Here is a 14,783-nt window from a genome sequence, read left to right as displayed (position 1 = left end):
ACCGTGAAATGCTGTACAGTCTGCGCCTGATAGCTTTAATATGTGATTTTCTGTAAATCCGTATTCGGTCCGTGGACTACCAGTTTCCCGTCTGGTTGGATGTCTATGAGGTCGATGAATACCATTCGTTCGTCACCAGTGGTTTCGGTGCGTCCATGATAGACACAGTAGAGGCGGTTGTGAATATCGATGAGCATACAATGCCCGGTTCCGGTCACGATGCCGCCTTGCTCTGTATCCTTTTGCAGCACCGGATTGTTGGCAGCTTTTGTGAATGGTCCTAAGGGGTTCTGGGAGGTAGCATAACCCACCGCATAATTTTTCCCTCCGAAAAAGTTTGCAGAGTACAGCATATAGTAAAGATTTTTGTGCTTCACGATATACGAACCTTCTGTCCAGCGTCTGTTGACTTCATGTGAAGTCACCGAGCGGTTCTCCCATTCCGCTTGAGGGTCGTCCATTGTCTGGGGCGGGCAAAGCAGTGCTACCGGTTCTCCGATGATACCGGAGAAATCTGGTTTCAGTTCCACGCCGTAAATCCAACTTTCCTCAATCTCGTCAAACCAGCCCTTTTCTTTAGCCCATGCTGAAACTTCGCTTTCAACGGCATGTTTGTAGCAGCAGCGGGAGTAGTAGAGGTAGGTCTTTCCGGAAGCATCGTCAAAGAGTATGTTTGCGTCGATGATAGGATAGCCGGGGTCGAATACCGGTTGGTTGAACAGGTCTTTGAAAGGACCGGTAGGCTTATCGGCTACGGCTACACCGATACGGAAGTTCTCTTGCTCCTTAGTGGGATTTTCCTTCCAGTTGGCGCTGAACCATAGGTAGTATTTGCCGTCCCGTTCATACACTTCGGGTGCCCAGAAACAGTCGGTGGCCCATGAGTCGGAGGTGCCGCCTTGATAGATGGGACCCTCGTCTGTCCATGTCACCAGGTCATCGGAGGAGTATACTTTAAAACCGTTCGATACTCCGCCCGTTCCGTACATATAGTATTTGCCGTCGGAAGCTTTCAGCAGGAATGGGTCTCCGAAGGCCATGGGCAGAGGATTCTGATATGCTACTTTCTTGTTTCCGCATGATATTGACAGCAAGGCCAGTAAAAACAGTGTCAATGTGAAAAAAGTGTGTTTCATCTTGTTATAATTTTAATGGTGAAGTAATGAAAAGTGTTTGTATCCGCAAAGTAAACATAATATAGGGAAAGCGGCAAGGAAATTAGATAGAATGCAATCTTTTCATTATTTTTGTGCATCATTCCAAATAATTCTTTGATGGAACAGTCATTTTCGGATATATCGCTATACCACGAGTACCGGTCGGCGAGGGAGACAGAACATTTGGTGTCGCAGAAAACCTGGGATGACCTCAATCTGGATGATTTTTTCGAATGGGCTGACCGTACTTCTTCTTGTGTGGGCCGACAGTACCTTTACGACGTGTTGCATTACAACCGTCTTTCGGAGATTTCGGAACAAGAGGAGGTGATTCGCAAGCTTTCTGCCGACAAGGAGTTGCGTGCAGGAATCCGGTCGGAGTTGCGGAAACTGGATACGCCGGATGCTTGTACCATTGCATCGCTGTTCTCCATTTCCCATCCCGTGTATTCCCGCCGCTTTTATCGTTTGCTGACTATCTTGCAATTCGCGCCTTTTGTTTTGTTGGGAATAGTTTACATTACGTCTTCGCTTTATGTTCTGGGGATTTTGTGCACATCGGTATTGGTGAACATGGTACTGCACTATCGCAGCAAGACGCGGATTCAGGGCTATTTCTTTTCCATTCCTCAGTTATGGCAATTGCTCAGGCAAGCGGAGAAGTTGGCACAGATTCCGTTGTGTGCATCCGTGCATCGGGATATCCAAAAGACTTTGCAGGCATTGCATCCGTTGCGAAAGAAACTTTCCACTTTCCGTTTCAGTATCAGACTGGAGAGCGACATCGCCATTTTCGCTTATTTCTTCACCGAGATAGTGAATGTGTTTTTTCTGCGGGAAGTTATTCCGGTTTCCAAGGCTTTCTTTCTATTGCAGGGTAGACAGGAACAGATTGAAGAGGTTTTCCGCTATTTCGGACTGGTGGATGTGCTTTGCTCTGTTTCCGAACTCCGGGATGGGCTGCCCTATTATGTTTTACCGGAAGCTTGCAGCGAGGGTGAAACATTTCATGCAGAAGGGCTTTATCATCCGCTTATAGAACGTTGTATCCCTAATGACATTACACTCTGTGGCAAATCTGTCCTTGTTACCGGCTCCAATATGTCCGGTAAGACAACTTTTATCCGTGCCATCGGACTTAATCTGCTTTCCGCACAAGTGCTCCATACTTGTTTTGCCCGCAGTTTCCGTTTTCCTATGGATGCTGCATTATATTCTGCTATCCATCTGGAGGATAGTCTGATGGAAGGAAAAAGTTTCTTTCTGCAGGAGGTGCAAATTGTTCGAGAGATGCTGGAAGCCGGAAAGGAGTGTTGGCGGTTTTTCCTGCTGGACGAGTTGTTCAAGGGGACGAATACGGTGGAACGGATAGCTATAGCCAAAGCTGTGCTGTCTGCTTTGGCGCACAAGAACAGTATTGTGTTTGCTTCCACTCACGATGTCGAACTGGCTTCCTTACTTGAGGACGAATATGAATTGTTTCATTTTTGTGAGTGTGTTGCCGACAATACATTGTCTTTTGATTATAAGTTGAAGCCGGGACCGGTGACGGAACGTAATGCCATCCGGATTATCGAGATGTGCGGCTATCCGCAGGAAGTGGTCAGGGAAGCATATCGGCTGGTTGGAAAGGGTGAAATGTAATATTTAATGTCTTCTTGTAGGTGGAAGTAATGAGGGTAAGTATTTTGCTTGTATCTATTTTCAAGTGTAGAAACGCTCGTATCCTACCAATAGGAAATTGTAATTTTATGCTTCGGTGCGTCCGTTCAAAAGGTGGAATAAGATAAATTAATACCCTCTGTGTCCTACTTACGATATAAATCCCTATCTTTGTGGCGCTTTTTAGCTGAAAATAAGATTCAAATTAATTTAGATACAACAGAAAATGGCACAAGAAGACGTTTTTAAGAAACTCGTATCACACTGTAAGGAATATGGTTTTGTGTTCCCTTCCAGCGAGATTTATGATGGACTGGGAGCTGTGTATGACTATGGTCAGATGGGTGTGGAACTGAAAAATAACATCAAGCAATACTGGTGGCAGAGTATGGTGCTACTGCACGAAAATATTGTCGGTATCGACTCAGCAATCTTTATGCACCCCACCATCTGGAAAGCCAGCGGACACGTAGATGCTTTCAATGACCCTTTGATTGACAACCGCGATTCCAAGAAACGTTATCGTGCCGATGTGTTGATAGAAGACCAGCTTGCTAAGTACGATGACAAGATAAACAAAGAAGTGGCCAAAGCTGCCAAGCGTTTTGGTGAGGCTTTCGATGAGGCTCAGTTCCGCAGTACCAACGGTCGTGTGCTGGAACACCAGGCCAAGCGTGATGCCTTGCATGAACGTTTTTCCAAGGCTTTGAACGATAATAATCTGGACGAACTCCGTCAGATTATCCTTGACGAAGAAATCGTTTGCCCTATCAGTGGCACAAAGAACTGGACAGAGGTACGCCAGTTCAATCTGATGTTCTCAACTGAAATGGGCTCTACCGCCGATGGTGCCATGAAGATATACCTTCGCCCGGAAACGGCACAAGGTATCTTCGTAAATTACCTTAATGTACAGAAAACCGGTCGCATGAAGATTCCTTTCGGTATCGCCCAGATTGGTAAGGCTTTCCGTAACGAAATTGTAGCCCGCCAGTTCATCTTCCGTATGCGCGAGTTCGAGCAGATGGAAATGCAGTTCTTTGTGAAGCCGGGTACAGAGCTTGACTGGTTCAAGAGTTGGAAGGCTACTCGCCTGAAATGGCACAAGGCGCTGGGCTTCGGTGATGACCATTACCGTTATCACGACCACGACAAACTGGCCCACTACGCTAATGCTGCTACAGACATTGAGTTCTTGATGCCTTTCGGTTTCAAGGAAGTAGAGGGTATTCACAGCCGTACAAATTTCGACTTGTCCCAGCATGAGAAGTTCTCCGGCAAGAACATCAAGTATTTCGATCCGGAAACCAACGAAAGCTATACCCCGTATGTCATCGAGACTAGTATCGGTGTAGACCGCATGTTCCTTAGCATCATGTCGGCTTCCTACTGTGAAGAGACGTTGGATAGCGGTGAATCCCGTGTTGTCTTGAAGTTGCCTGCTGCACTGGCACCGGTGAAACTGGCCGTAATGCCGTTGGTAAAGAAAGATGGTCTGCCCGAAAAAGCGCGCGAAATCATTGACAATCTGAAGTTCCACTTCCATTGTCAGTATGATGAGAAAGATTCTATTGGTAAGCGTTACCGCCGCCAGGATGCCATTGGTACTCCGTACTGTGTCACCGTGGATCATCAGACTTTGGAAGATAACTGTGTGACACTGCGTAATCGTGACACCATGCAGCAAGAGCGCGTGGCTATCTCTGAACTGAATAATATTATTGCAGACCGTGTAAGCATCACATCGTTGCTGAAAACCTTGCAATAAAGCGGTTATGGAATAGACCGGTGCGTGAACAAACTGAAATAGTAAATAGTAAAATAGTAAAATAGTAAATGAAAAAGTCCCTTTTGTTTTTGCCTTTCTTGCTGTTGCTGGTGGGTGCTTTTATCTCTTGTGAAGAAGTGGAAGAGGCTGGAAAGTATGATAATTGGAGAGAACGCGGCGAGGCTTTTGTTGACTCGATAAAAAGGCTGACTGGCGAGAATTATGTCGCCACAGCAGAGCAGGCCGATGCTATGGAACTCGGGAAACTATATGCCATACAGACGACTGCAAGCACTTCTGAAGGTGCTCAGTATGTCTATTGCAAGAAGCTTGTGAAGAATGAGACGGGTGAACGCCCGTTGTATACGGGGTATCATTCAAAGGTGAATGCTTATTATTATGGGACTTATGTGAACGGCGAAGAATTCGACGGTTGCTTTGACGGTTATAGTGCTATTGACCGCGATATACCTATTCCTCCGGTAAAAGAACCTACGGTTTTTGATTCATTCGTGGATTTTGAAGTTTCGGGTGTCGTTGCCGGTTGGACAGCTGCCTTGCAGCTTATGCGGATGGGTGAGCGGTGGATGTTGTATATTCCTTATCAAAGCGGATATGGTATAAATGATTATACTGCTCCTTATTCTACAAATACAATCCCCGGAGGCTCTCTGCTGACGTTTGACTTGCAACTGGTTAGCTTTGCCGAATGAGATAAAAGAGGGTGTGTGCCGAAACGCCCCGAATATAAGAATTCCCCCTGCTATAGATGTCTATGGCAGGGGGAATTTGATTAATGGAGGGATGTCTTTTTTAGCCTGTTGGTAGTGGCAGACGTTCGGAGGCTGGTTCGTTTTATATTTTCTTCTTAATGGCCTTTACCCAGATTTTGTATCCATCCTCATTCAAATGCAGTCCGTCGCCGGTCAACTCACTGCGTAGTACATTTGTTCCCTTCTCTGTAAATAGTGGAAAAAGATTGATATAGGCAATGCCTTCCTCTTTGGCAAACGCCTCCAGGCGGGAGTTGATTTCAGGAACCATATCTGTCTTTCCAGTCAGTTTTTTGTATCGGCCGAGACTTTCATTGAAAGGGAGTAGGCTTTGTAGGTAGAGTTTTGTGTCGGGAGATTCTTTCCGGATGCGTTCCACCGTCATGCGAATCATGTCTACAATACTGTCTGGTGCCAAGTCATGGGAAATGTCATTGACTCCGATAAGCAGGAACAGCTTGGCGGGATGTCCGGGAAGTATCTGATGCAGGCGGTCATAGATACCCATCACTTCATCACCGATGATGCCGCGATTACGTACATTCTTCTTACCAAGACGGGCAGACCAGTCACCGCCACCTTCAGTCAGGCTATTGCCAAGCATGACGATGTCCTTGCTTGTAATGGCAGGCTCATCCATAAACTGTAGGAAACGTTTGTAGTAATGGTCTGTATAAATACGCGGAATGGGGTAGATGGAAGCCGCTACAGCGTTGGCAACCAATGAACGCAGGCGAACTACGCTGTGTCCGTCTTCCGGATGTACGGCGTTGATAAGGAGTATGACGGAAGTGTCATTGTCCGGATCGATAATGATGGAGGTACCCGTGTAGCCGGTATGCCCATAGGTATTAGGACCAAACAAATCTCCATTGTTGGAGGCATAGGCTGTAAAATTATCCCAACCGAGAGTGCGTCCCAGACTGGCGGTAGTGCGTGGCACAGTACGCATGGCTTTTACACCCAGCGGACTCAGGATGCGGCGTCCGTTCCATTCACCTCCGTTTTGCAGGGCTGCGCAGAGTATGGCAATATCATCAGCACAAGAGAATACTCCTGCATTACCGCTGATACCTCCGTTCATGACACGTGCCAGCGGGTCATGAACTTGTCCGCAGAGAACTTGTCCATTAGGTTGCTTTTCAGTGGGGGCAATGTTATTCAATTGAGAATTGCGAATTGAAAATTGAGAATTGGCTACGTTGTTTTCCTTGTGTCCTTGTTTTCTCGTTCCTTTGTCAACTATCGTAATCCAGTTACCATCCTTATCACGTTGGCAAGGCAGATAGTCGGTATGCTCCATGCCGAGTACATCAAATAGGTTTTCACGTGCAAAGTCACGCAGGCTCTGTCCGCTTATAGTCTCGATAATGTGCTGCAAAGTGATGAAGTTGAGGCAACTGTATTGAAAATCAGTCTGCGGCTTGAAGTCGCGTTTACAAGTAGCAATATATTCCATAAGCCCATCAGGATTGGGAGAACCGTACTGCTTTTCTAGCTCGGCTACCGGTGCATAGGGAGGAAGACCGGAAGTGTGTGTCATCAAATCGGCAATGCGGATTACCTTTTTCTCTTTGCCGTCTTCGCTTTCCCAATTCTTGAAATGGGGTATGTAGAGGCTGACGGGGTCCAGCATACGGAGCTTGCCGCGTTCTGCCAGTATCATCGTACATACGGCGGTCGACATGGATTTGCTGCAAGATGCCATATCAAAGATAGTATTGGCAGTCATAGGCTCCACATTGGGATAAATACGCTTGTTGCCGTAAGCTTTCAGATAGGCCATCTTGCCGTTACGTACTACAGCAAGTACGGCACCGGGAATATCCTTGTTGGAGATGGCTGTTTCAATCGCTTCGTCAGCATACATCAACTTGCGTGAGTCCATTCCCACTTGTTCAGGGGCTACGCGTTGCAAGGGTTGCGCGGTGGCGGCTTGCAGACAAAGAGAAAAGAGAAAAAAATATATTGCTTTCATAATAAAGGAATTTAAGAGTGAGTAATAGCTAAATCCGGTACGCATCCACTGCCTTTTTCACCGAACCGTGCATCAACAGCAGCGCCTTGGCTTTGCCATAGTCCAGTCCGAGTTCCTCTACAATCATACGGGTACCACGGTCCACAAGCTTTTTGTTACTGAGTTGCATATTCACCATTTTGTTGCCTTTCACGCGTCCCAACTGTATCATGACGGAAGTGGTAATCATATTCAGTATCATTTTCTGTCCTGTTCCCGATTTCATGCGTGAGCTTCCCGTCACATATTCAGGTCCTACAATCATTTCGATGGCTACATCTGCCTCTGCTGCCATTGGAGAGTCCGGGTTGCTGGTGATACAGCCGGTCAGTATGCCGTGTTCGCGTGCCTCGTGCATGGCACCAATCACGTAGGGGGTGGTACCGGATGCAGCAATACCGATGACCGTATCCTTATCTGTAATATTGCGTTCCGTCAGTTCTTCCCAACCGCGGTGAATGTCATCTTCGGCATTCTCTACCGGATTTCTCAATGCAGTGTCACCACCGGCAATCAAGCCGATAACCAGCGTGGGGGGCATACCGAAAGTCGGTGGAATTTCCGAAGCGTCGAGTACGCCCAGACGTCCACTGGTACCCGCACCCATGTAGAAGATGCGTCCGCCTTGTTTCATGCGGGGCACAATCTGGGTTACCAACTTTTCTATTTGAGGGATTGCCCTCTGTACGGCAAGCGCCACTTTCTGGTCTTCGGTATTGATGTCTTCCAGAATTTCACGGACTGATTTCTTTTCCAAGTCATTGTAGAGCGATGGTTGCTCTGAGATTTTTACGAACATAAGGCTATTTACTATTTGACGATTTACGATTTGTCACTTTCAGTTGTGATATTTGATGAGTCCTTCCATGGGGCTCTTGATGATTGCACCCAGTTGGATACCCATTTCTTTGGCAGCTTCTGCCAGAACTTCCTTGTAATAGAAGGCTACGGAACCGATGAAATGTACTTTTTGATGCTGATAGTCTTCATATTGCATGACATTGCGTTTAAGGAATGCCTTAAAGCTGTTCAGTACCAGAGCGCGTACACAAGGTTCACCCAGATTCTGTGCAAGAAATGGTGACAAGCTTGCCAGGAAACGGTTGGGGAAAGGTTTACGGTAGACACGGTCGATGATATCAGCAGGTGTCAGGTCGAACTGTTTGAGGAATTTCTCTTTCAGCTCGGGTGTCATCTGATTTTTCAAGATATCGCCTACCAACAGTTTGCCCAAGCAGGCTCCGCTGCCTTCGTCTCCCAAGATGAATCCCAGAGGAGATACATTGGTGACAATGCTTTTTCCGTCATAATAACATGAGTTGGAGCCGGTCCCCATGATGCAGGCAATGCCTGAGTCATGTCCGCAGAGGCCACGTGCGGCAGCCAGCATATCGGTATTGACTTCCACTTCATTTTTCACACTGAGGTGTTTGGTTATGGCACGGTGCACCATACTTATCTTGTCGGGAAATCCGCATCCTGCACCATAAAAGTATACGGCATCCAGCTCACTTGTCTTCAGCTGAGGTAATAGCGCTGTTGCTATTTCATTACTGATTTCCTCTTCCGACTGAAAGAAAGGGTTCGTCCCTTTCGTGAATATCTGTTGGAGAAGTACTCCATTCTCTACAACACACCAATCGGTCTTTGTAGAGCCACTGTCTGCTATTAGAATCATATAAATAATGTTTAATGATTAGGGATTAGGGGTTAGTGATTAAGGATTAGTGATTAATGGTAGGTGATACTGTTTTTTAATTATAGGCAACGTATTAATCACTAATCCTTAATCACTAACCCCTAATCCTTATATTTTGATATATATTTTTCGTTTGTACAACTGGTAGCCGATACACCAGTTAATGGCGATAAACAGCAGGGCAAAGGCAAGGGAACCGGCGGTTTCACCGAAAACGGGCATGAGGACTATATTGTATAAGAATCCGTGTATGCTGATGCTGCTGTCTCCCCACGGGAAACTGATACTACCGAAAAGTATGCTAAGTACGCCGCCCAATACATACATGAACAGCGGATTCACACCGAATGCCTCGAAAAACATGCTCCACTTCTTATAGCCTTTCACATCAATAATCCAGATAAGCAATGCCAGAAAACTGGATGCCAGTCCGCAAGTGACGAGTACGTAGGTAGGAGACCATATTTTCTTGTTGATGGGGCAACCGTAGCTTAGCAGGAAACCGGAGAAAGTAAGGATAACACCTACCAGAAACAGTGTGATAAGCTGCGAATTGAGAAATGAGGCACGGTCTTCCGACTTGTTGCCATCCAGCATCAGCCGCCCTACACAGAAGCCCAGCAACACATGTGCAATGGCAGGAATGGTGCTTAACAAACCTTCGGGATCTATGCCGTTATCCTTGTACATGTGTGCAGGGGTCAGGATGGCACGGTCTACCACGGAAAGAATGTTTGTTTCATTATAGGCGAAACCGTTGCCGCACATCAACAGTATGAAGTAGCCTGTCAATAGGCCGGCTATCAGATAAGGTATATGTTTATGCTTCATGGTTAGTGCAATGATGGAGGCTGCTCCGTAGCAAAGGGCCAGCCGTTGCATGACACCCAGAATACGGATACGGTCGAATGTCCAGACGGAAGCCCATAGCTTCTCTCCGAAACTGAGGTCGTCCGGAGCGGAGGCCCAGTAATAGCAGAAACGCGAGAACCAGCCGATAGCCATGCCTATAAGGAAAATGACGATGGTGCGTTTCAGTATCTTCATGCCGGCGGCGTGGCTGAACTCGAAGTTGTATTTCTTCAGGGAAATGTATGTGGAAATTCCCATGATAAACATGAAGAAGGGAAAGACGAGGTCGGTGGGGGTCAGACCGTTCCACTCTGCATGCCGCAAGGGGGCATAGATATGTCCCCACGAACCGGGGTTGTTTACCATAATCATACCTGCGATGGTGACACCACGGAGAATGTCGAGTGCAAGGATGCGTTTACTTGCTTTTGTACTGTTCATTGTAATATTTGTGTGTTAAGTTAATTATCAATCCTAATTATCAGCTGCCTTTGTACATTCGTCTACCAGATAGGCAATGGATACATAGGGGATACCTGAGTTTGTTGTCAATCCGATTTCACAAGTACGGCTGTTAGAGTAGCCTATATTCACTCCGGACGCTTCTATTTGCGGGCGGAGTTTGCGTAGGGCGTACGAGTTCAGCTCAGGATAGGTGAATCCCCGGTCTCCGGCAAAACCGCAGCAACCTACTTCTTCCGGCACGATGACTTTACTGGAGCAAAGGCGTGCAAGGGCTATAATGGTATCTGCCAGTCCCATTTTCCGCATGGAGCAGGTGATGTGGATTGCTACGGGGCGGTTAATAGGTGTGAAAATCAGCTTCTCACGTAAGAATGTATAGATGAATTCTGCAGGTTCATACAGTTTCATCTTCTTGATACATTCGCGCATGCGGTGCAGACAAGGGCTTTGGTCACAGAGGACGGGGTATTTGCCTTGTTCGCTGGCTTCCCAAAGTGCGGCCTCCAGTTCGGCTGTCTTGCGATCGGCAATGTCCAGCATCCCTTTACTTTCCCAAATGGTGCCACAGCAAAGCTTGTCCATATCTTTCGGGAAGATGATTTCGTAACCGGCTTTTTGCAACAAGGACACCATTTTATTTACCAATGGCTGCTCTACGGGAGACTTCTTTGCCAGACCCATAGTCTGGTTGATGCAGCTGGGGAAGTAGACGACTTTGTAGTTACGAGTTACAGAGCTACGAGCTACAAGTGCTGCGCTATTATGCTGCATAGTGCTTGTAGCTTGTAACTCCGTAGCTTGTAACTGATAACTTTTCGGCATAGCCGGCGTCCATAGAGGTATGCCTAATGCATTGTGCAGCCCCTTGGTAATGCCGCTCATCGCCTTTGTCCCTAATAGTGAATGTCCGAAGTTGGCTAAGGACAATACGGGACGCAGTGCACTCTTGACACCAGCGAAATGATTGGCGACAAAGTCTCCGGCTTTGTATCCCAGACTGCCTTTGGGTAATGCTTCCTGGCGGATTATATGGGTAAGGTCGCCCGTATTGATACCCATCGGGCACGACATGGAGCAGAGGCCGTCTCCGGCACAAGTCTGGTTGCCGGGATAGCGGTATTGTTTTTCGAGCAGTGCAAGGCGTGTCGGGTCCTCGCCGCTTTGTTTCAGCCGGGATATTTCGCGCTGCAACACGATACGCTGGCGCGAGGAAAGGGTAAAGCCGCAGGAGAGACAGTTGACTTCGCAGAAACCGCACTCAATGCATTTGTCAGCTACGAGTGACGTAGCTTGTCTCTTGTCACTCATCACTAATAAAGGCAGCGGCTTGAAGTTCTTGATATGGCATTGCGGGTCATCATTGAAAATGACACCGGGGTTTAGCAATCCTTGTGGGTCAAACAGCTCTTTGACGGCTTTCATGGCTTTGTAGGCGTCATCTCCCCATTCATGGCAGACAAAGGGAGCCATATTCCGGCCCGTGCCATGCTCGGCTTTCAGGGAACCGTCATATTTATCTACTACCAAGGTCTTGATGTCATTCATCAAGTCTTCGTAGCGTTTCACTTCCGCTTGGGTACTGAAGGACTGGTTGATGATGAAGTGGTAGTTGCCTTCGAGAGCATGGCCGTAGATGCAGGCGTCATTATATCCGTGGCGGGCTATGAGCTGTTGCAGTTCTGCCGTTGCCTCCGGAAGGTCTTCAATGTGGAAGGCGATGTCTTCGATGAGGCAAGTGGTTCCCGGCTGGCGCGTACCTCCCACAGAGGGGAAGATGCCGGAACGGATGGCCCAGTATTTGGAATATTCCTCCGGACGGTCGGTGAAGCGTACCGGAATATAGGTGGTGAAGGCTTGCAGGCAAGCTTCAATGGCAGATATGTTCTGTTGCAGTTCTTCCGGGGTACGGGCTTTGGTTTCGGTCAGCACTGCTGTCAACCCGGTTTCGTCGCCGGGCTCCACGCCGGGGAGGGCAGAGGAGGCAACTTCGCCTTTGTATTTTAGGAATACGGGGTCGTTGACGGAAGAAAGGCTCTTATAGTCTAGCATTTCAGCCCCTTTTACTGTCCATTCGCCGGTTTCGTCGACCAGCTTCTTCATGGCTACCACAGCGCGGCTCGCTTCTTTGATGGTCTTGAAGTAGAGCATAGCGCTGGCCTTGTAGGGATAATCATATTCAGTCTTCATCGTCACTTCCGAAAGGAACGCCAGTGTACCTTCGGAACCTACCATGAGGTGGGCAATGATTTCGAATGGGTCGTCGAAACGGACGAAGGGCAACAGATTGAGCCCGGTTACATTTTTGATGGAATATTTGTAACGGATGCGTTCGGCCAGTTTTTCGTTGGTACGTATTTCATCGCGCAGTTCGCAGATGCGGCGAATGAAGTCACGGTGACTCACTTCGAAGGAGGCGCGGCTGACGGGATTTCCGGTATCCAGCAGGGTACCGTCCATTAGGATGATACGGGCGGAAACAAGCACCTTGTCGCTATTGGCGTGCGTACCGCAGTTCATGCCGGAAGCATTGTTCATGACAATACCGCCTACCATGGCGCTTTTCACCGAGGCGGGGTCCGGTGCAAACTTACGGCCGTAGGGAGCCAACAGTTCGTTCACACGTTGTCCGATGATGCCCGGTTGGAGGGTTATCTGTTCGTAGTCGGCGGATATGCTGTATTTTTCCCAATTCTTACCGGCTACGATGAGGATGGAGTCACTAATGGCTTGGCCCGACAAACTGGTCCCTGCCGCTCGGAAGGTGACGGGCAGCCCGTGGCGGCTCGCCAGTTTCAACAGTTGTGAAACTTCATCTTCGTCTTTCGAACGGATTACAATCTGGGGAATCAGTCGGTAAAAACCGGCATCCGTACCCCAAGCCAGCCGGCGAAGTTCGTCGGTGTAAATCCTTTCCTGCGGAATGAATTGTTTTGCTTCCTGCAGGAAAGCCATGTAACTATGCTCTTTCATGTTCACTTTTTTTTATTGCATCACTTCGCTTCAAAGTGCTCTGTAAACGTGTCTTACGAGGGGGTACATTCAGTCGTATACTGAATATATTTAAGTATACGACTGAATGTGGTTCTGTATACGACTGAAATAGTCTCCGTATCAGGCTCTTTTCCCTTCCTTATTTATCTGTAAATTTATTTATATAAATAATACTTTTTCGACAACTTACGGAAGTCTTCGGCATCTTTATACCAGTAGTCGCGTATGTCCTCCCAACGGTTCCGTTTCGAGAAGCGCTCGCGTATCTGCCGCGAACCGCTTACTTTGTCGAACATGTTGAAACGTCCCTTGTCGGCATGGTCAAACACGGCACGGTCAGGATAGAGGGCGGCGACTTCCTGCATGACCAGGAATTGCAGGTCGCTCAACGGTGCTTTGCCGAAATCCATGATGTGCACTTGCACACCTTGCAGCAACTCGCCTTTGCCTACACTATAGAACGGCTTTAGGTACATCGGTCTGAAGATGACCCCCGGTACGTTCAGACGGTTCAGGTTTCCGGCCAGCTTTTCCGCTTCCATCCATGGTGCGGCAAACATCTGGAACGGAATGGTATACCCCACGCCGATAGACATATATCCTAGTTCGCCCAGAATGCCGCTGACGGGGTAGAAGAATGCAGAATGAGGATGTGGAATGTGTGGAGAGGAGGGAACCCATTGCAGTCCGGTTTGGGTATAATCCATCTTGCGTTTCCAGCCTTTCATCTTCACTATGTGGAGATTACATTGTTCCCCATCCTTCAACATCTTCTCGCCATTGAGCATCAGTGCCAGCTCACCGCAAGTGAGGGCGTAAAGGTACGGAATTTTAAACTGGCTTACAAAAGAAATGCAATCATCTTCAACCAAGTTGCCTTCAATCTTCAATCCGCCTACGGGATTGGGCCGGTCCAGCACAATGAATTCCTTGCCGTTTTCGGCAGCGGCTTCCATGGCCAGTCCCATGGTGCTGATGTAGGTAAAGGAACGGCAACCGATGTCTTGGATATCATACACTAATACATCCACATCTTTCAGCATGTCCGGCGTGGCCTTGCGGGTCTTTCCGTAAAGCGAATAGACGGGCAGTCCGGTAGTCGCGTCTTTGATGTCCGTCACATGGTCGCCTGCGTGCACATCGCCGCGCACGCCGTGTTCGGGGCCGTAGAGTGCCACAAGGTTCACGTTGGGCGCCTCGTGCAGGATGTCAATGGTGGACCTCATCCGGTTGTCCACCCCCGTCGGGTTGGTAATCAATCCTACACGCTTACCTTCCAGGCATCGGAAATTCTGTTCTTTCAGTACCTCGATACCGGTCTTTATTCTGATCTTCTGTGCTTGCATCGCACCTCCGCAAAGGAGGCAGAGCAAGGATATAATAATAGTCCTCTTCATAA

10 protein-coding genes are annotated in these 14,783 nt (G+C 47.9%); 3 read left to right on the top strand and 7 right to left on the bottom strand.

All coding sequences use genetic code 11. The features are described 5' to 3' along the window. Positions 1-35: 35 nt before the first annotated feature. Positions 36-1,136, bottom strand: coding sequence for a glycoside hydrolase family 43 protein (locus tag DW800_RS10465; protein ID WP_119958038.1), 1,101 nt, complete (start codon positions 1,134-1,136; stop codon positions 36-38). A gap of 138 nt (positions 1,137-1,274) precedes the next feature. On the opposite strand from DW800_RS10465, the gene DW800_RS10460 reads away from it, so the two are divergent. The 3 genes from DW800_RS10460 (at position 1,275) to DW800_RS10450 (ending at position 5,300) form a co-directional block, all read left to right on the top strand. Then, entirely contained in the window at positions 1,275-2,801 is a 1,527-nt protein-coding gene (locus DW800_RS10460) for a MutS-related protein (RefSeq protein WP_119958037.1), read from the top strand. Between the two features lie 244 nt (positions 2,802-3,045). Then, positions 3,046-4,587 (top strand): glycine--tRNA ligase, encoded by a 1,542-nt coding sequence (locus DW800_RS10455; protein ID WP_005824984.1) that lies wholly within the window; start codon positions 3,046-3,048, stop codon positions 4,585-4,587. A gap of 68 nt (positions 4,588-4,655) precedes the next feature. Continuing rightward, positions 4,656-5,300, top strand: coding sequence for an FKBP-type peptidyl-prolyl cis-trans isomerase (locus DW800_RS10450; protein WP_044469135.1), 645 nt, complete (start codon positions 4,656-4,658; stop codon positions 5,298-5,300). Between the two features lie 142 nt (positions 5,301-5,442). On the opposite strand, the gene DW800_RS10445 is transcribed toward DW800_RS10450, so the two are convergent. The 6 genes from DW800_RS10445 to DW800_RS10420 form a co-directional block, all read right to left on the bottom strand. Next, positions 5,443-7,338, bottom strand: coding sequence for a serine hydrolase (locus tag DW800_RS10445; protein WP_117703871.1), 1,896 nt, complete (start codon positions 7,336-7,338; stop codon positions 5,443-5,445). Between the two features lie 28 nt (positions 7,339-7,366). Beyond that, the gene (murQ, locus tag DW800_RS10440) at positions 7,367-8,176 is read right to left on the bottom strand and encodes an N-acetylmuramic acid 6-phosphate etherase (protein ID WP_005824981.1); all 810 of its coding nucleotides are present in this window, start codon (positions 8,174-8,176) and stop codon (positions 7,367-7,369) included. A gap of 39 nt (positions 8,177-8,215) precedes the next feature. Then, on the bottom strand, positions 8,216-9,055 hold the full coding sequence (locus DW800_RS10435) for a BadF/BadG/BcrA/BcrD ATPase family protein (RefSeq protein ID WP_005824980.1): 840 nt from the start codon (positions 9,053-9,055) through the stop codon (positions 8,216-8,218). Between the two features lie 129 nt (positions 9,056-9,184). Beyond that, positions 9,185-10,369: an acyltransferase family protein gene (locus DW800_RS10430; protein ID WP_119958036.1), complete on the bottom strand. Its 1,185-nt coding sequence runs from the start codon at positions 10,367-10,369 to the stop codon at positions 9,185-9,187. A gap of 33 nt (positions 10,370-10,402) precedes the next feature. Further along, on the bottom strand, positions 10,403-13,363 hold the full coding sequence (locus tag DW800_RS10425; RefSeq protein WP_119958035.1) for an FAD-binding and (Fe-S)-binding domain-containing protein: 2,961 nt from the start codon (positions 13,361-13,363) through the stop codon (positions 10,403-10,405). 176 nt (positions 13,364-13,539) lie between these two features. After that, positions 13,540-14,781 (bottom strand): exo-beta-N-acetylmuramidase NamZ domain-containing protein, encoded by a 1,242-nt coding sequence (locus tag DW800_RS10420; RefSeq protein ID WP_005834674.1) that lies wholly within the window; start codon positions 14,779-14,781, stop codon positions 13,540-13,542. Between the last annotated feature and the right edge of the window lie 2 nt (positions 14,782-14,783).

It is taken from the genome of Bacteroides sp. AM32-11AC, assembly GCF_003603515.1.
Taxonomy (GTDB): domain Bacteria; phylum Bacteroidota; class Bacteroidia; order Bacteroidales; family Bacteroidaceae; genus Bacteroides; species Bacteroides uniformis.
This window is presented reverse-complemented; position numbering and strand designations above follow the sequence as displayed.